Below are 16,461 nucleotides of genomic sequence, written 5' to 3'. Positions count from 1 at the left end.
GCGACAATATGCCGCAGTGTGCTGCAATCGGCTGCGCGCTATACTGTTTATCGATGCTACTTTTACCGCCCAGACAATTGATTGGGCGGTACTATTTTTCTTCCTCTTCGAGCTTAAGCTCTGTCATCGCAATCGGCTGAAAGTGCCCTGCTGGCAAAACTTGTGCATCGAGTTTCAGGTTTGCTATTCGCACCCGGTATAAATCCACCACCCGGTAACCGCAGTAACGTGCCATTTTACGGATCTGACGATTTAACCCCTGCCTGAGGACAATGGTAAAGGTATCCGCGGCGACAGGCTCAACCCGGCAGGCCTGGGTTATCACCCCGTCGACCGGCACCCCCGCACTCATCCGGTCACAAAATTGGGCGTCAAAGGGACGGTCGACCACTACCCGGTACTCTTTTTCCTGATGATGTTTGGGGTGGATCAGGCGGTTACAAAGCTCACCGTCATTGGTTAGTAGGAGCAGTCCATGGCTGTCTTTGTCTAATCGGCCAATGGGGTAGACGCGCTCACCGGGTGGCAAATAGTGGCTCAGGCTGCTTGGGTCGTCCGGGCGTAATTTACAGTCGATACCAACCGGTTTGTGATACATGTAAAGTTGTTTGGGGGCCGGCCCCTTAACCAACTGGCCGCTGACGAGAATATGGTCGGCCTCTGTGACATGATCTATGTGGTTAGCCGGGTGGCCATTCACCGTGACCTCGGCGGCTTCGATTAATCGTGACGCCTGACGGCGGGAACAGACACCACAGTGGCTCAGATATTTGGCTAGGCGCATTGGCTGCATACAAAGTAAAACCGGGAAGCAAAAGCGCAGTATATCAATTCTGACTGCGGGGGCGCAAAATCAGTACGGCGTTACGCTGATCGATGTCAAAATCAAAGTGACGCAGAAAATTCATGCCCAGCAAACCCGGTCCGGCGCGCATTTCATTCATGACGGCAAACTGTATGGGCCCGCGTACCTGATCGCCAATCTGCATTTGCTCACTTTGATAAAATTCTACATTCGCTAGTCCATTGGCGGTTGATACGGTCCGGGTATCTAGGTAATCAACAGCCTGATTTAGAATTGAAAATTGTTGCTGGGTCAGCGAGGTGACGCTGGCACCTGTGTCGATCATCAATTCGATGGTGGTGCCTGCCAGCTGGGCTTCAAGCACAAAATGGCTACCGAGACGACGCAGTGGTACGTGTGTAACCCCTTGTTGCAATGCCTGTGCTTGCTGTTGCAATGCTTCTGTTTCCTGATGATGGCGTAAGGTGTCGTCTGCTTGTGCAATTAAAAACAGGGCTTCGTCTGGCTGAGATAAGGCCAGGTGCGCTTTGACCTGATGCGTCAGCAATGGCAGCAGGTGCGGCTTTTCATCGTACCAGGGCGCGGCCAGAGTCAACAGCTCATGCCATTGTTGTTGTTGGCTCAGCTCGATCAGGCGCGAGACCAACAGGGTGTCGACCAGAGATTGCCAGTCTGCGTAATGGGGGTTGCGTCGATACGCAATGAGGAGCCGGTTGAGTGCTTCATCGGGCTGCGCTAGCGCCTGATACAAGAGAATTTCAAGGCGCTGTGCTGCCAGTGCTTGTGGCTCAGCTCTGAGGAAACCCTGAACCAGGGCGAGTTGTGCAAACAGCTGAGCATGTGAAGCCTGGTCCAGCTGTGCGTTGATCCAATGCCACCACTGCTTGATGGCCTGGCTCGCGGCGTCAGGGTGTGTCCCTCGCGCTTGCAGCAGGCTGGCCAGAGCCTGCTCATAGTGAGCCTGTTGAAATGCTTGCTGTGCCTGGGTAATTAGTAATGGCGTCTGGCGTTCATTGGACTGGCTTGTAATGACAGCTGGGACGGTTGGTATGGTGGAAGAATGATCTGACATAGCAGGTGAAGGGCGATAGAGCTGCCAGCCTAAATACCCATTGAGTAGCAAAGACAGCCCTAAGAGTATCGATTTCACCTGCATTGTGTGTCGCTCCTATCCGTGCTGATTCAGTATCGCTGCTATCGCGGAGCCAAAGTCCCGCTGATGGGTGATACCCAATAGATGCAGGCGAGTGTCCTGAAGCGCACAGTTGTGTGGTCGGGCTGCGCTTTGGGTTGGTTCTGGCAAAGCGATGAGTTGTTCTCCATCTATGCCCACCAGCGGTGCTATGATCCGTGCCATTTGATACTTGGTCATCGCCTGATTATCTGACATGTGGTAGATACCGCCTAGTTTTTTTGCTGGTAGCGCTACCAGGTCTGCCAGTGTCAGAGCAATGTCTTCAACATGGGTGGGATAGCGGATTGCCCAGTCGTCATGGGCACTTGTTGCATTCAACTTGAGTTGCTCAGCAATCACAGTGACAGCTGACTCTGCCAGGTATTCAACATCCCCGTACAGCACCGGCACTCGGACCACACAATGTGTAGGGTCGCTCGATAGCACGGCTTGTTCAGCTTGTTGCTTACTTTGGCCATAAAAGTTTAGCGGGTTGGTGTGCGCCTGTTCAGTGTAAGGCGGTTGAGTGCCATCAAAAACGTAATCGGTGCTGATAAAAAATAAGCGGATGCCTCTTTGGCTACATTGTGTAGCCAGGTGTTCACTGGCTGCTACATTCAGCGCGAGTGTCTGAGCATGGTCGGTTTCACAGACATCAGGTTTTCGCTCTGCCGCAGCGTGGATTAGCACGTCCGGTGCATACTGATCGAGAAAAGCGTTGATAGCTTGCTGGTCGGATAAATCAAGAGACACCAGTGGCGGGGCGGCACGACGGAAGCCACACCCTATGATTGTGTGTTGCGTCTCCAGTGTTTTGACAAGTGCGCGTCCCAGTAGTCCGGTTGCACCGGTAATGGCGATGGTTTGCATAGCAACTCCGTTGATTGTCTGACTGTTTTATACAGGGAGTGAAAATAATTACACTCGCAAACGGGGCATCGTGTCACGCGCATTTTATCTTACTAAATAGGCGCTTCACATCGGCAAGGTCGGATGCATGCGCAGTGATTTCACCAATTGCCGTGGCGTGTGACAACAACCTTGTCAGCTTACCCAATTTCCAGACAGTGTCCAGATGCGATGTTTGGTTTTTCATTGTCTCTGTGACAGGAGCTTAAATCCGGGCCGGCTGAGGCGGCCCGGATCCACTAAGCGGCTTGTTGCTGAGTCTGACCTTCCCAAATTTTGGCTCGCAAGCCAAACAGGCCAACCAGGATCCCCACACCAATACAGAACAGGCTGATCTGCAGATACAGATTAGGCATCTGCTCAACATTATTGGGGTCAAAGTTACCGGCCAGCAGGCCAGAGATGATGTTTCCGATAGAATAAGTTAACACAAACACGCCCATCATCTGTCCGGCAAAGCGCTTTGGTGACAGCTTGCTGACGGCACTCAGTGCTACGGGGCTCAGGCATAACTCACCAACCGTATGCAGGAAGTAAGTGGTTACCAGCCACATGGGGGCGACCTTAAGGCCTTGAGCAGCATATTGCGCAGCAAAGAACATGACAATAAAGCCGCTGGCCATAATCACCAGACCAATGGCACATTTTACTGTGTATGATGGGGAGATCATGCGCTTTGCCAGGTTGATCCACAGGGCTGCAAAGAAAGGAGACAAGATAATGATAAAAAAGGAGTTGGTCGACTGGAACCAGGCTGTGGGAATACTGAAGTCACCAATAAGTCGGTCAGTGTAATCGCGCGCAAACAGATTCAGTGAAGATCCGGCCTGCTCAAACCCTGACCAGAAGCAGGCTGAGGCCACACAGACCAAAAAGAGTGCCCACATTTTGCGTTTCTCATCGTGCGCCAGTTCGCCGGCGAAGTAGATGAATCCATAGTAGGCGAAGAAGATAAGGGTAAATGCCACTGCCACGTATTGAGCAACAACAACCGGGTTAATGATGATCAACCCTGTATAGGTCAGCGCCACGACGCCAGCGACGGCAGCCACCACTGCTGCTATGACCGACCAGGCCTTGCGTGCCTTATCTGCAGATAGCGGGTTGCTGGGTTGGTCGCCGACATGGGCAATATTACCCAGGGTCTTGCGATACTGAATAAGACCAACGCCCATACCCACAGCGGCAGCACCAAATGCCCAGTGCCAGCCCAGGTTTTCCATGAAATAGCCACAGATGGTATACCCCAGCACTGAGCCTAAATTGATACCCATGTAATAAAGTGCATAGCCACCATCGCGTCGTTCGTCTTCATCACGATAAAGCTGACCAACCATCGCGCTGATATTGGGCTTTAGCAGACCAGTGCCTGCGGCCACCAGGATCAGCCCAATGAAAAAGGTCTCATGGGCGGGAATGGCCAGTACAATATGACCACACATAATGATGATCCCGCCATACCAGACGGTACGTTGTCCGCCTAGCAAACGGTCCGCTATCCAGCCACCGGGTAAACCCAGAAAGTACACAGCGCCTGTGTATAAACCGTAGATGGCAGCCGCTGCGGCGACGGTAAATTCAAGGCCTTCCTCTTGTAAAGACGCTGTCATAAACAGTACTAATAAGGCGCGCATACCATAATAGCTCATGCGCTCCCACATTTCGGTGAAGAAGAGGGTAGAGAGGCCCCGAGGGTGGCCAAAAAACCCGGTATCCTGATGGGTATCCAGTGATGACATAATAGACTTCCGATTGTTGTTTTATTATACGAAAGTCTTATTAGTACGTGATTTGTTAAAATTTTGCAACTGACGACGAGGTCGCCAGCCCGTTGCAGCAAACGTGCTTGTGAGTTTAGTCAGCCAGCACTGACAGGGCGTGTATGTCTGAGATCTCAAGATCAGCAAGGCCCTGATAATGGTAGGAAGTATCCTGGTTATTCAGCCATACGCTGCGACATCCAGCCAGATTTGCACCCTGTACGTCTGTATCTAGGCTATCCCCAATGTGCAGCAACTGGTGCGGCGCTACTGCGCAATGTTGACACGCGGCGTCAAACAGATCGGCATGGGGTTTGGCGCGACCATCTCGACCTGCCATGAGCACGTATTCGAACTGGCCGGCCAGATTGAAGCGCTCTATTTCCACATTACCATTGGTGATGGCGATGAGCCGAAAGCGCTTTCTCAGGCTTGCTAACAGCGCCAGTACCGACGCATCGACCACGATTTGACTGCGGGCTGTAGCAAAAGCCTGGTAGGCTGCCTCGGCATGCGTGTCTATTTCTGAGGCGCTGAATCCAGCTTGTTGTAAACCATAGCGCAGTGCAACTTGACGCCAACGAGTGACATCATGGGTAAGCTCTGGTTGTTGTAATGCGACGTGTTGGCGACATGCGAGCCAAAACTGTGGACCTTGAGCATGCCAGGGAGCCAGTGCGTTGACATAATCGTTCATCGCTTGAACCGCGGCTGCGATCACTGGGTGGTTGTTATACAGCGTATCATCCAGGTCAAAGCTCAGCACCTGAATCTTATCAATGGCACGGTTAAATCGCATAACATCTCTCTTTGTTTTTGGTCCACTTGAGTGTACCTAAAGAATGCCTGAAAGCCCACTCAGTCTTTGCGTTGTTTACGAGCTCTGGGATGTGCGTTGTCGTACACTTTGGCAAGGTGGCCAAAATCGACATGAGTGTAGACCTGGGTGGCGGATAAACTGGTGTGACCTAACATTTCCTGTATGGCCCGCAGATCACCACTGGATTCGAGTAAGTGCGTGGCAAAGGAGTGACGCAGTTTATGCGGGTGAATGGTACCCGTTATCCCCTGGCGGATCCCCCATTGCTGCATTCTGGCGCGCACATGGCGCACCGAAATACGTGTTTTACGTTTGCTGACAAACAACGCAGGTTCATCGGCATGGGCAAATTGCGGACGGTGTTTTAACCACTGCGCAATGGCGTCCAGGGCTTTGGAGCCCACCGGTACAACCCGTTCCTTGTTACCTTTACCCAGTACCCGGATTTCGCCATCGCGGATATCATGCAGGTTGGCGTTGACCAGTTCACTGATCCGCAGCCCGCTGGAATACATTAGTTCCATCATGGCTTTGTCGCGCACGGCGAGCACATCGTCATCCTCAATATCCAGCAGCTGCGCCATTTGATCCACATCCAGACTCTTAGGGAGCGGCTTTTGAAATTTTGGCCCTCGTAGCCCTTGCGCCGGATTATGTGTGTCATGGTTGATGGATTGCTTATGCTGTAAAAACTTGTACAAACTGCGCACACAGCTGAGCTTTAGATTAATACTGCGTGGGTTATATTGTCGGGTGCGCAGTTGCACTGAGTAACGCCTGACCAGCTCGCTGCTGACTTCCAGCCAGTGATCACAGTGTGGGGCAAAAAACGCGGCGGCTTGCAATAACTGACGCTGATATTGTCCGAGTGTGTGTGCTGAGTACTGGCGCTCAAACTTCAAATAGGCGGCAAAGTCAGCGATTGGCTCGAGCCAGCGCGGGTCGAGTGTATTGGGGTTAGCATCAAGGTGCGGCTTACTCATGCCAGGTGTTGCAACCTGAGTTGCAAAGAAGACACCAGTTCACTGACGAACAGATCGCCATTGCCGGGAGCAAAGTGATCGGCGCAATGACTCGCAAATAGCAATACTGTGTGTGGGTTATCGTTTTCCCCGAGTGTGTAGAGGGCGAATGACTGGCAACGGGTATCCGTGATCAGGCTGCTACGTTCTGAAGCACTCAGGCGACCCAGGTAACGGTTACACGCTTTCAGACGGTTTTGTCTGAGGGCGTTGACCGCACGGGCCTGCTCACTGTCGTCAGTGAGATTGATCAGTTGGCAGTGACTGACGTTGGGCAACTGTGTTAGTTCATCGCTTAAGAGCTCACTCAGCGCACCGACGTCCTGGCATTGCCAGAGGCGTCGCTGACATTCGCTGAACAAGCGATAAATCTGTTCATTCTCTTGTGCATGCGCGACCATCTGTGCAATTTGCTTTTGCTGTTGCTGGTTTTGCTCACGTAATGTGCGTTGTTGTAACAATGCCAGGTTAGGCGCACCTTGCGTCTCGTTATACAGGTTCAGCTCCAGTAACAGGTAAGGGTGCGTCAGCAAAAAATCTGGGTGCTGGTGGAGAAACGCTTGCACCTGTTCGGGTGTCAGTGAATTTGAGGAGCGGCTCATAATGCAATTTGTCCGTCGAAGACGTGCTCTGCAGGACCCGTCATTTTGACGCTTTGCCCTGGCCCATTCCAGCGTACCTGAATACTCCCACCGGGTAAGTCGACTCGCACTGTACTGGCTAGTTTATCCTGAGCAATGCCGATCACCGCAGCGGCGCAAGCCCCACTGCCGCATGCGAGGGTTTCCGCAGCACCTCGTTCCCAGACACGTAACTTGATGTGTTCACGATTAATGATTTGCATAAAGCCAATATTAGCACGTTTTGGAAACCGTTCGTGTTGTTCCAGTAAGGGTCCCAATGTGTCGACGTCTGCTTGCTCAATGTCTTCGACTTCTATCACACAATGGGGGTTACCCATGGAAACTACGCCACAAAAAACGGTGTGTTCTTCGGCACGTAAAATATAGGTTTGCTCTTGTTGCTTTGCCTTAAACGGGACCTGTGCAGGCGCAAATTCTGGTTTGCCCATGTTGACAGTGACTTGTCCATCCTTTTCGGTGAACAGGGTAATGTTGCCACCTTTGGTGGAGACACTCACTTTATGCTTATTGGTCAGGCCTTTCATGCGGACAAAGCGGGCAAAGCAGCGCGCGCCATTGCCGCATTGTTCTACTTCGGTGCCGTCGGCATTAAATATGCGGTAGTGGAAGTCCAGGTCCGGGGAATAGGGCGGTTCAACCAAAAGCAGCTGATCGAAACCGATGCCAAAATTACGGTGTGCCAGTTTACGGATCTGGTCTCGTGACAAAAAGACATTTTGGGTCACGTTGTCCACGACGACGAAGTCATTGCCCAAACCATGCATCTTAGAAAAATTTACAAACATAAAGCCTTATCTATTTTGGTGTCGGCGGCCAGTATGCGCCGCACCTATTTATGATTGTGATAACCCTACTTTGCCATGCTGTGCGCCATTACGGAAGCACTTGCTCACCCTGCCACAGTGATTCTAAGGTCTCTCTTTTGCGGATCAAGTGACAAGTATCGCCGTCGACCATGATTTCTGCAATCCGAGGGCGTGAGTTGTAATTTGAGCTCATGGTAAAGCCATAGGCACCTGCACCGCGTTGCGCCAGCAGATCACCGGGTTGAATAGCTAACGGTCTGTCTTTACCTATAAAGTCCCCGGTTTCGCACACCGGACCTACCACATCATAAGTGTGTAAAGGGGTATCATCCTGTCTGGGGGCAACGGCAATAATTTGTTGCCAGGCCTGATACAGCGAGGGCCGCAACATATCATTCATGCCTGCATCAACAATGGCAAAATGCTTTTCTTTGGTTGGCTTGAGGTACTCCACTTTGGTGACCAACAGCCCGGCGTTGGCGGCAATCGCACGACCAGGTTCAAAAATTAGCTCCAGATGTTGATACTCAGCCAGCCGTGCTTTGACTTCAGCGGCATAGGCACTGGGGTGAGGTGGTTTTTCACTGTCGTACGGCACGCCCAGGCCACCCCCAATATCCAAGTGCTTCAGTGTGATACCGGCTGATTCCAGGGCCTGAACCAAGGCCAGCACTTTGTCTAGTGCGGCAATAAAGGGGGCAACCTCAGTAAGCTGTGAGCCGATGTGGAAGTCTATCCCCACTACTTCCAGACCTGGCAAAGCACAAGCCAGCTGATAAACATCAAAGGCTTCTTTGATATCGATACCAAACTTGTTTTCTTTTAATCCGGTAGAAATGTAGGGGTGTGTTTTGGCATCTATATCCGGGTTCACACGAATTGAAATAGGCGCACGTAGATTGAGCTCACTGGCGACTTCGCTGATGCGATGCAATTCAGCTGCGGACTCTACATTAAAGCATTTGATGCCTGTATTGAGTGCATAAGCTATCTCCTGTGCGGTTTTAGCGACACCAGAAAACACAATTTTGGTGGGTTCGCCGCCTGCTTTGAGCACCCGTGCTAACTCACCCTGGGACACGATATCAAAGCCTGCGCCGAGTCTGGCAAGTACATTGAGTACCGCCAGGTTACTGTTGGCTTTGACGGCATAACACACCAGATGTGGATGTCCCTGTGCGGCATCGGTGAATGCATGATAATGACGCTCCAGCGTCTTGCGTGAATACACATAACAAGGTGTACCATATTGTGCAGCGATGTCGCTTATGGGCACCTGCTCGGCATGCAATTGGTTATCCTGATAGTGAAAGAAATCCATTTACGACTCCTGTTTCGTATCATCGTTTTCAGACGGTGTAGTATCCTGGGCAGGCTGAGGTGCTTGCTCGGGCGCATTGGTCGGTTGGGGACGTTGCTCGGGTAAATACAAAGGCCCACTCTGACCGCATGCACTTAGTAGCAAGAGGCTGGTCAAGATCAGGGTAAATAGGCTAAATTGAGTGTATGTCGCTTTCATTAGATTAATGATGTCAGTGCCTTTATAATCGCAGAGTAACAGAATTGGTAAAAAAAGCAGCTTAGAAAGTAAATTTAATTCCGCCTGAGCGGCGGACTTTCGGGGTTTGCACAGTAAGGATCAAGCTATGACAGATCATGAATATCACGAGTTAGCCGATGCGTTAATGTTGACCATTGAGGAACAAATTGATGACTGCGAGGTCGACCTGGATTATGAATCGGCATCCGGGATCCTGGAAATTATTTTTCCGGACCGTAGTAAAATTGTGATTAACAAGCAAGCCCCGCTGCACCAAGTGTGGGTCGCCACTAAATTTAATGGGCATCATTTTGAGCTGCGCGATACGCAGTGGATAGACAACCGCAGCGGCGCTGAGTTCTGGCAGTTTATGAGTGATGCAGCCACGCGTCAGGCCGGTCAAACTATTGAATGGCAGCACGACTAATGCTGCCGTTCGTAGAATACCCAGCCCAGGGAACCCACAAGGCAAGCGTGATTTGGTTACATGGTCTTGGTGATTCAGGAGAAGGCTTCTTGCCGATTGCCCCTGAGTTACGATTACCTGCTGAACTGGGCGTGCGGTTTATTTTTCCGCACGCGCCTGAGCAGCCTGTCACTGTGAACAATGGCATGGTGATGCGCTCCTGGTATGACATCAAATCCTTTGATCTGGATAAAAGAGCCGACGAAGCGGGTGTGAGAGACTCAGCGAAGTTGGTTGAAGCGCTTATTGAGGCTGAACTGGCTGCAGGGATCCCTGCAGAGCGTATTATTTTGGCAGGTTTTTCTCAAGGCGGCGTGATGGCCCTGCATGTGGCGCCGCGTTTTAAGGCGCACTTGGGTGGCGTGATGGCGTTATCTTGCTACATGTGCGCTCCGGAAAAACTTGCGCAACAAGCAGTCCAAACCGACCTGAACGTGTTTATGGCTCATGGCAGCCTTGATCCCGTGGTGCCTATGGTCGCAGGGCGACAAGCATTTGAGACCTTACAAGCACAAGGCTATGAAGTAAGCTGGCAGGATTACCCGATGCAGCATCAGGTTTGTCAGGAAGAGCTGGAGGCAATTCGCACCTGGTTACTGGCCAGATTAACGTGATAACAGAGTGATCCCCCATGACACAACGCATTGTGATTAAAACAGCGGTAACGAAAGCAAGTGAAGCCCCGGCTAAGTCCGTAACATACCAGTACCACTGGCGCCGCATTGGTGTGGTTGGCAGCGCGGCAGTATTTGGCCTGGCCGCTTTGTTTTATGGGATCGTGAATTCGGTCAGTGCCGATGAGCAGCCTGTGACAACGATGAATACCTACCAGCAACCGGAACAGGCTGACGGTGTCATTGACACTGCTGACTCTGACTTTTTAGAGCCTGTCAGTGAGCCTGAAAGGCGCCTTGCCTCTGAGCCTGTCTCAGCGACATTGGTATCCGAGCCGGTGGCGGCTGAATTGCCGCAATCCACAGCGAATTTAGTGGTGTCGGCAGCAGTGGTAAAGAGCCAGGATGAGCCTGAGTTGACCGATGAAGAAGCGGTGGTAGCTGATGAGCAGGAGACTGCTGATTTGACCGTTGACTACGATAATAGCAATGCACCGACTAAGCGTTTTGCTGAGGACGCGCAGGTTGCCAGTGTCGCCATGGCAGCCCAGGTTGATACTAAGCATATTAGCCGTGCCGTGTTGACCACCGAAGTGATGAACCGGGAGCCGGTGAATGTGCTCAAAGACAGTGTTGAGCAATCGGCCTTTGCGGATAAGCTGTATTTCTTTACCGAAGTGCGAGGCTTGCAGGGACAAACCATTCGCCATTTATGGTTTCATCAGGATCAATTGATGGCGGAGATTGATTTGGCTATCAGTGCTTACCGGCATCGCACCTACTCCAGCAAAAACATAATGCCCAGCCAAAGTGGTCAATGGCGTATTGAAGTGATCACCGCAGATGATCGGCTACTGGCACAAAAAACCTTTAGAATTATCGCAACCGCTCAATAGTGAGCAGACTGAGTAAAGCATGACGACGAAAAAAAATGTGTTGCGCATCGCAACAAGAAAAAGTGCGCTGGCCTTATGGCAGGCCGAGTATGTGAAAGCTGAACTTGAAAAGTTCCACACCGACCTGACGGTTGAACTGGTCCCTATGTCGACCAAAGGTGACAAGATCCTGGACACACCACTGGCAAAAATCGGCGGTAAGGGGCTGTTTGTGAAAGAGCTGGAGCAAGCCATGCTGGAAGGTCGTGCGGATATTGCCGTACACTCGATGAAAGATGTCCCTGTTGATTTCCCTGATGGTTTGGAACTGCACACCATTTGTGAGCGTGAAGATCCCCGTGATGCATTTGTTTCGAACCGCTACAAGTCGCTGTCTGAACTTCCGGCTGGTGCTGTAGTTGGCACCTCAAGCCTGCGTCGTCAATGTCAGATCCGCGCCCAGCGCCCGGACTTGGTGATCAAAGATTTACGTGGCAATGTGAACACGCGCCTGGCGAAGTTGGATGCTGGTGAGTTCGATGCCATTATTCTTGCGGCTGCGGGATTGATCCGACTGGAGATGGCCGAACGGATCGCCAGTTTTGTGAGTGTTGAAGACTCGCTGCCTGCCAATGGTCAGGGGGCCGTGGGTATTGAATGTCGCAGTGACGATGCGCAGGTTCAGGCCTGGCTTGCCCCGCTTGAGCACAGCGAAACACGCATGCGTGTGCTGGCTGAGCGTGCAATGAACCGCCGTCTGGAAGGTGGCTGTCAGGTGCCAATTGGCGCTTATGCAGAAATCGACGGCGAGCAACTTACCCTGCGTGGGCTGGTAGGTGCCATAGACGGCAGTCAGATTTTACGCGGCGAGCAAAGCGGGCCGGTTGCTGATGCTGAGCAATTGGGAGTCCGCCTGGCGGAATCTTTGCTGGCACAAGGTGCGGACCAAATTTTGGCTGAGGTTTACCGGGACAACTAATGTGAAACTAGCCATCACCCGCCCGGCAGGCAAAGGAGCGTTGCTTGGTGAACAGCTCGAGGCACAGGGGATCAGCTGTGACTGTACCCCCGTGCTGGAGCTAGTAAAGCTGTCAGTCAGTGATACTGAGCTGGCACCTATCATGGAAGCAGAACAGCTTATTTTCATTTCTCAGGATGCGGTGTATTACCTGGCACAGCATCAGCCTACCTTTTCACCCGACTGTCAGTTTTTTGCTGTAGGTGACAAAACTGCAGCGGCCATAGAAGCCTGTTTTGACCGCCGCGCCATCGTACCTGAGCAGCATGACTCTGAGGGGGTACTTGCCTTACCCGCACTGCAACAGGTTGAAGATAAGAGAGTGGTGGTAGTGAAAGGGCGTGGAGGGCGTACGTTGATCAGTCAGATGCTGAAGCAGCGTGGCGCCCGGGTATCACATTGTGTGGTGTATGAGCGGATCCCGGCTGCCACAGGGTCTGATATCTGGTTGGACCACTGGCAAAGGCAAAGCATTGACGGTATAGTGATCACCAGTAATGCGGCCATTGATGCCATCTTTAATACCCAGCAAAGCGAATTATTAAACTGGCTGAGCAGCCGTCGGTTTTATCTGGTCAGTCAACGCAGTGCAGAATACCTTCGCGAACAATACGCGATAAAGGACAAACAAATCGCCATCAGTGCAGGCGCAGATAACGATGCGTTACTGGCCTGCATAATGGATAATCAGCCCCGCCAAGGTGGAACTATGACAGAACAACAACAAAGTCAGTCAAGCCCTCAGTCTTCGGACAAGTCATCCAATCCCGCCGCTGTGTCGGGCAAAATCAGCAAAACGGCCATCCTGGCTCTGCTGGTGGCGCTGACTTCCGGAGTGGGTGCTGCGGGTGTCTATTATCTGGGACAACAGCAGCTGACTCAGTATCAGCAAACGCTGGCGCAGGTGACTCAGGATAATCAGCAATTACACGCCGAGCTGGCGTCCAGTAAACAGGCACTGACTGAGTTACATGGGCAGTTGGCCCAACGCGAACAAGCAGTCGCACAGCAACTCCAGGCGCAAACGCGTGAGCTTGAACAGCGATTACAGGCGACCTTGCAGACAGCCAAGCAGCAGCTTGGGAGCGCTCAAAAAGCAGAAATTGCAGCCCTGACACGCAGCGCCGAGTTTCAGGCCAATATTCAGCGCCATTATCTGGCTGCTGCCGCGACCCTGACACGCTTGCACTCACTGGTGCGTGAACAAAGTAATACAACGACTGTGCAAACCGCCATTGCCGCTGATCTGGCGCTCTTGAAAGCTCAGCCTAAACCGCAGCTGGAAGCCTTGTATTTGGACTTGCACGGTTATGTGACTCAGGCTGACGATTTACCGTTACAGATCATGACCAAGCCGGCAGATCCACAAATCAAACAGCGTGAATTAACGGAGCAGGTGAGTGACTGGAAAGCCAATGCCTGGCGCTCGTGGTTAAAAATCCAGGATCAATTTATTAAGTTTCGCACCCATGATAAACCGGTCATTGATCCGCTGCTGGATGCTCAGGAGCAGCAGCTTATTCGCGCTCAGCTGAATAGTTATCTGCGTCAGGCGCAGACCGCTCTGATGCAGCAACAGCAGAGTGTGTATTTCACCGCACTGGAAGGTGCCGGCATGACCTTAGCGCGTTATTATCGCTCTGATAACAGTGCTGTCGTTGCGATGCAGGCAGGTTTGAAAGCGCTGCAACAAAAAGAGTTTACAGCACAAACAGCCCTTGAATTACAAACCCCACAGGCGGTGAAGGAGTGGTTACAATGACACGTACACTGATCTCGATCATTGTGCTGCTGGGCGTGCTGGCAGCAGGCCATTTGTTGATTGACGAAAAAGGCTACCTGTTGATTGCGGTGAACAACCACACCATAGAGACCTCATTGTTTGCGCTTGCTGTGATTGTGATTTTTGCTGTGTTGCTGGGTGCTTTGGTACTGAGCGTGCTGGGTGCACTTTGGCGGACATTCGCGCGTAGCCGTGGCTGGCTAAAAGGGCGCAAAAATAAGCGTCAGCAACAAGCGCTGGAAGCCGCTGTCTGGGCATGCATTAATGGTGATGACGCGCAGTTGCAGCAGGCTCTGGCCATTGCTGAGCTGCCAGCACAATGGAGGGATCAGCAGCGCGCTATGGCGGCACGGGTTGCGTTGCAGCAGCAACAGTCTGCACAGGCGCTGGCGCAGTTGCAGGGGATGTCTCCAGAGTCACAGGGACAGGTCGCTAAGTTGTGGCTGCAAGCCAATCAGGGTGAGCTGGCATTGTCTTTACTGGGTGCACAAATGGATGAGAAAAAAGTTCCGGACAACGTGGTTGCCAGTTACCTTGACGCGCTGATCCAGGCCGAGCAGCGTGAACAAGCGTTGACGCTGATCCAGCAAAAACATAAACAATTGCGCTGGTCTGAAGCGCGCTGGAAAAAGCACCTTAATGCGTTGTTTGCCATAGATGATAACTCGGCGCAGGCTACCTTTAACGCGCTACCCAAAGCGCTGCGTCCTATGGCGGCTGGCGCTTTGACTCAGCAAGCCTTGCGACAGGGACAATTTGATGCCGTGCGCGGTGACTTATTAAAATATCTGAAAAAAGGTCAGTACCTGCAGCTCGCTGAGGCGTTGCAGTATGCTGGCAGCTCAGACCCAGAGTTGCGTAAACTGATACAGACCGCATTACACAAGCAGCCGGAGCAACCAGAGTTGTTATTTAGTCTGGCTTGTTTGGCCAATGCTGAGGGAGAGTATGAACTGGCAGCCAAGATTTTCGACACGCTGGCAAAGTCACCCTGGCAAACGTTGTGGCAGCAGCAAGCACAGCGCGCTTATGCCCAAACCGGGCAATTTGATAAAGCCTACCTGCTGGCCACTCAATAATACCAAGACACAGTCAAAACACCGGTCACCTGACCGGTTTTTTTTGCTATGAATATTCTGCTTTGCGGATATTTGTCCTTGAAACTACACTTAAGCTGCGTATGATCTGAAAAATTTTATCTGCAATCCGAGTGCCTTATGATCAATACCAAACTACCTTTACTTGATTTACACCGCCACTTAGACGGTAACGTGCGTGCTGAGACCATTTTAGACCTTGGTCAGCAGTTTAATATGCCGCTGCCTGCTCACGACGTGGAAGGGTTAAGGCCACATGTTCAGGTCATTGACAATGCACCAAACCTGATGGCCTTTCTGGCCAAGCTGGACTGGGGCGTTAAAGTGCTGGGTGATTACGATGCGTGTCGCCGTATTGCAGTTGAAAATGTGGAAGACGCCATTGCACAGAAGATGGATTACACTGAGCTACGCTTCAGTCCTTACTATATGGCTAAAACCCATAACTTACATCCACAAGGCGTGGTCGAGGCGGTGGTCGACGGCATAAAATCGGCCACGCGGGGTCGGGATATCAAGGTGAATCTGATTGGTATTATGTCGCGTACCTTTGGCGTTGAAAAATGCCAATATGAACTCGATGCCTTGCTGGCGTTCAAAAACGATTTAGTGGCAGTGGATTTGGCCGGGGATGAAATCGGCTTTCCGGGTGCCTTGTTCATTGATCATTTTAAACAAGTTCGTGACGCCTACCTGGGCGCAACAATCCATGCCGGAGAAGCCGAAGGGGCCAGCAGCATCTGGCAGGCTATCAATGAGCTGGGCGCGACGCGGATTGGCCATGGTGTGAAAGCCATTGAAGATCCTAAACTGATGGATTATCTGCGTGATAATCGCATTGGCATCGAGTCTTGCCTGACCAGCAACTTACAAACCAGCACTGTGGCAAGCATTGAGACGCATCCGCTCAAACAGTTTTTAGATCACGGTATTCTGGCTACCATCAATACAGATGATCCTGCCGTACAAGGCGTGGAGCTGGACAATGAATTTGAGCATGCTGCACCACAGGCTGGGCTCAGTGGTTCTGATATCCTCCAGGCGCAAAAGAATGCGGTTGAAATTGCATTTTTAAGTGATTCAGACAAACAGGCGCTGTTACAAAAGTATGCGTAACCCGCGTTAGTA

Annotated in this window: 17 protein-coding genes; 7 read left to right on the top strand and 10 right to left on the bottom strand. The window is 51.7% G+C overall.

Translation table 11 applies throughout. From position 1 onward, the window contains the following. Positions 1–91: 91 nt before the first annotated feature. From IY568_RS18080 to lptM, 10 genes are all read right to left on the bottom strand, one after another. Entirely contained in the window at positions 92–784 is a 693-nt protein-coding gene (locus IY568_RS18080; RefSeq protein ID WP_194868320.1) for a pseudouridine synthase, read from the bottom strand. Between the two features lie 43 nt (positions 785–827). Next, the gene (locus tag IY568_RS18075) at positions 828–1,961 is read right to left on the bottom strand and encodes a retropepsin-like aspartic protease (RefSeq protein WP_194868319.1); all 1,134 of its coding nucleotides are present in this window, start codon (positions 1,959–1,961) and stop codon (positions 828–830) included. A gap of 12 nt (positions 1,962–1,973) precedes the next feature. Continuing rightward, a complete protein-coding gene (locus tag IY568_RS18070; protein WP_194868318.1) occupies positions 1,974–2,849 on the bottom strand; it encodes a dTDP-4-dehydrorhamnose reductase family protein in 876 nt (291 codons plus the stop codon). Between the two features lie 278 nt (positions 2,850–3,127). Beyond that, positions 3,128–4,627: a peptide MFS transporter gene (locus IY568_RS18065; RefSeq protein ID WP_125564155.1), complete on the bottom strand. Its 1,500-nt coding sequence runs from the start codon at positions 4,625–4,627 to the stop codon at positions 3,128–3,130. A 115-nt stretch (positions 4,628–4,742) separates the two neighbouring features. After that, positions 4,743–5,447, bottom strand: coding sequence for an HAD-IA family hydrolase (locus IY568_RS18060; RefSeq protein ID WP_125564153.1), 705 nt, complete (start codon positions 5,445–5,447; stop codon positions 4,743–4,745). Between the two features lie 59 nt (positions 5,448–5,506). Further along, positions 5,507–6,451, bottom strand: coding sequence for a tyrosine recombinase XerC (gene xerC, locus IY568_RS18055; RefSeq protein WP_194868317.1), 945 nt, complete (start codon positions 6,449–6,451; stop codon positions 5,507–5,509). Further along, on the bottom strand, positions 6,448–7,092 hold the full coding sequence (locus IY568_RS18050; protein ID WP_125564150.1) for a DUF484 family protein: 645 nt from the start codon (positions 7,090–7,092) through the stop codon (positions 6,448–6,450). Before IY568_RS18050 ends, xerC begins: the two co-directional genes overlap by 4 nt. Continuing rightward, a complete protein-coding gene (dapF, locus tag IY568_RS18045; RefSeq protein WP_125564148.1) occupies positions 7,089–7,919 on the bottom strand; it encodes a diaminopimelate epimerase in 831 nt (276 codons plus the stop codon). The genes IY568_RS18050 and dapF overlap by 4 nt, the downstream gene beginning before the upstream one ends. Before the next feature lie 88 nt (positions 7,920–8,007). Next, positions 8,008–9,261: a diaminopimelate decarboxylase gene (gene lysA / locus IY568_RS18040; protein WP_194868316.1), complete on the bottom strand. Its 1,254-nt coding sequence runs from the start codon at positions 9,259–9,261 to the stop codon at positions 8,008–8,010. Further along, the gene (lptM, locus tag IY568_RS18035) at positions 9,262–9,459 is read right to left on the bottom strand and encodes an LPS translocon maturation chaperone LptM (RefSeq protein ID WP_125564144.1); all 198 of its coding nucleotides are present in this window, start codon (positions 9,457–9,459) and stop codon (positions 9,262–9,264) included. A 127-nt stretch (positions 9,460–9,586) separates the two neighbouring features. On the opposite strand from lptM, the gene cyaY reads away from it, so the two are divergent. The 7 genes from cyaY to add all read left to right on the top strand — a co-directional run bounded on the left by cyaY (position 9,587) and on the right by add (position 16,449). Next, the gene (gene cyaY, locus IY568_RS18030) at positions 9,587–9,907 is read left to right on the top strand and encodes an iron donor protein CyaY (protein WP_010387071.1); all 321 of its coding nucleotides are present in this window, start codon (positions 9,587–9,589) and stop codon (positions 9,905–9,907) included. Then, positions 9,907–10,560 (top strand): alpha/beta hydrolase, encoded by a 654-nt coding sequence (locus IY568_RS18025; RefSeq protein WP_194868351.1) that lies wholly within the window; start codon positions 9,907–9,909, stop codon positions 10,558–10,560. Before cyaY ends, IY568_RS18025 begins: the two co-directional genes overlap by 1 nt. Before the next feature lie 17 nt (positions 10,561–10,577). After that, the gene (locus IY568_RS18020) at positions 10,578–11,456 is read left to right on the top strand and encodes a DUF2914 domain-containing protein (RefSeq protein ID WP_194868315.1); all 879 of its coding nucleotides are present in this window, start codon (positions 10,578–10,580) and stop codon (positions 11,454–11,456) included. 19 nt (positions 11,457–11,475) lie between these two features. Then, positions 11,476–12,414, top strand: coding sequence for a hydroxymethylbilane synthase (hemC, locus tag IY568_RS18015; protein ID WP_138538805.1), 939 nt, complete (start codon positions 11,476–11,478; stop codon positions 12,412–12,414). Between the two features lies 1 nt (position 12,415). Next, positions 12,416–14,215, top strand: a complete 1,800-nt coding sequence (locus IY568_RS18010; protein ID WP_194868314.1) for a uroporphyrinogen-III C-methyltransferase — start codon at positions 12,416–12,418, stop codon at positions 14,213–14,215. After that, entirely contained in the window at positions 14,212–15,315 is a 1,104-nt protein-coding gene (locus IY568_RS18005) for a heme biosynthesis HemY N-terminal domain-containing protein (protein WP_194868313.1), read from the top strand. The genes IY568_RS18010 and IY568_RS18005 overlap by 4 nt, the downstream gene beginning before the upstream one ends. A 138-nt stretch (positions 15,316–15,453) precedes the next feature. Further along, positions 15,454–16,449: an adenosine deaminase gene (gene add, locus IY568_RS18000; protein ID WP_194868312.1), complete on the top strand. Its 996-nt coding sequence runs from the start codon at positions 15,454–15,456 to the stop codon at positions 16,447–16,449. Positions 16,450–16,461 lie beyond the last annotated feature (12 nt).

Origin of the sequence: Pseudoalteromonas sp. PPB1 (genome assembly GCF_015356275.1) — a bacterium.
GTDB lineage: Bacteria > Pseudomonadota > Gammaproteobacteria > Enterobacterales > Alteromonadaceae > Pseudoalteromonas > Pseudoalteromonas rubra_D.
Note: the sequence above shows the minus strand (reverse complement) of the source record. Positions and strands in the feature narration are given on the sequence as shown.

Coding starts and splice junctions, on each gene's coding strand:
- IY568_RS18005 (WP_194868313.1), top strand. CDS start 14,212: ATGACACGTACACTGATCTCGATCATTGTGCTGCTGGGCGTGCTGGCA.
- IY568_RS18025 (WP_194868351.1), top strand. CDS start 9,907: ATGCTGCCGTTCGTAGAATACCCAGCCCAGGGAACCCACAAGGCAAGC.
- dapF (WP_125564148.1), bottom strand. CDS start 7,919: ATGTTTGTAAATTTTTCTAAGATGCATGGTTTGGGCAATGACTTCGTC.
- IY568_RS18075 (WP_194868319.1), bottom strand. CDS start 1,961: ATGCAGGTGAAATCGATACTCTTAGGGCTGTCTTTGCTACTCAATGGG.
- xerC (WP_194868317.1), bottom strand. CDS start 6,451: ATGAGTAAGCCGCACCTTGATGCTAACCCCAATACACTCGACCCGCGC.
- IY568_RS18060 (WP_125564153.1), bottom strand. CDS start 5,447: ATGCGATTTAACCGTGCCATTGATAAGATTCAGGTGCTGAGCTTTGAC.
- IY568_RS18050 (WP_125564150.1), bottom strand. CDS start 7,092: ATGAGCCGCTCCTCAAATTCACTGACACCCGAACAGGTGCAAGCGTTT.
- cyaY (WP_010387071.1), top strand. CDS start 9,587: ATGACAGATCATGAATATCACGAGTTAGCCGATGCGTTAATGTTGACC.
- lysA (WP_194868316.1), bottom strand. CDS start 9,261: ATGGATTTCTTTCACTATCAGGATAACCAATTGCATGCCGAGCAGGTG.
- IY568_RS18080 (WP_194868320.1), bottom strand. CDS start 784: ATGCGCCTAGCCAAATATCTGAGCCACTGTGGTGTCTGTTCCCGCCGT.
- lptM (WP_125564144.1), bottom strand. CDS start 9,459: ATGAAAGCGACATACACTCAATTTAGCCTATTTACCCTGATCTTGACC.
- IY568_RS18070 (WP_194868318.1), bottom strand. CDS start 2,849: ATGCAAACCATCGCCATTACCGGTGCAACCGGACTACTGGGACGCGCA.
- add (WP_194868312.1), top strand. CDS start 15,454: ATGATCAATACCAAACTACCTTTACTTGATTTACACCGCCACTTAGAC.
- IY568_RS18065 (WP_125564155.1), bottom strand. CDS start 4,627: ATGTCATCACTGGATACCCATCAGGATACCGGGTTTTTTGGCCACCCT.
- IY568_RS18020 (WP_194868315.1), top strand. CDS start 10,578: ATGACACAACGCATTGTGATTAAAACAGCGGTAACGAAAGCAAGTGAA.
- hemC (WP_138538805.1), top strand. CDS start 11,476: ATGACGACGAAAAAAAATGTGTTGCGCATCGCAACAAGAAAAAGTGCG.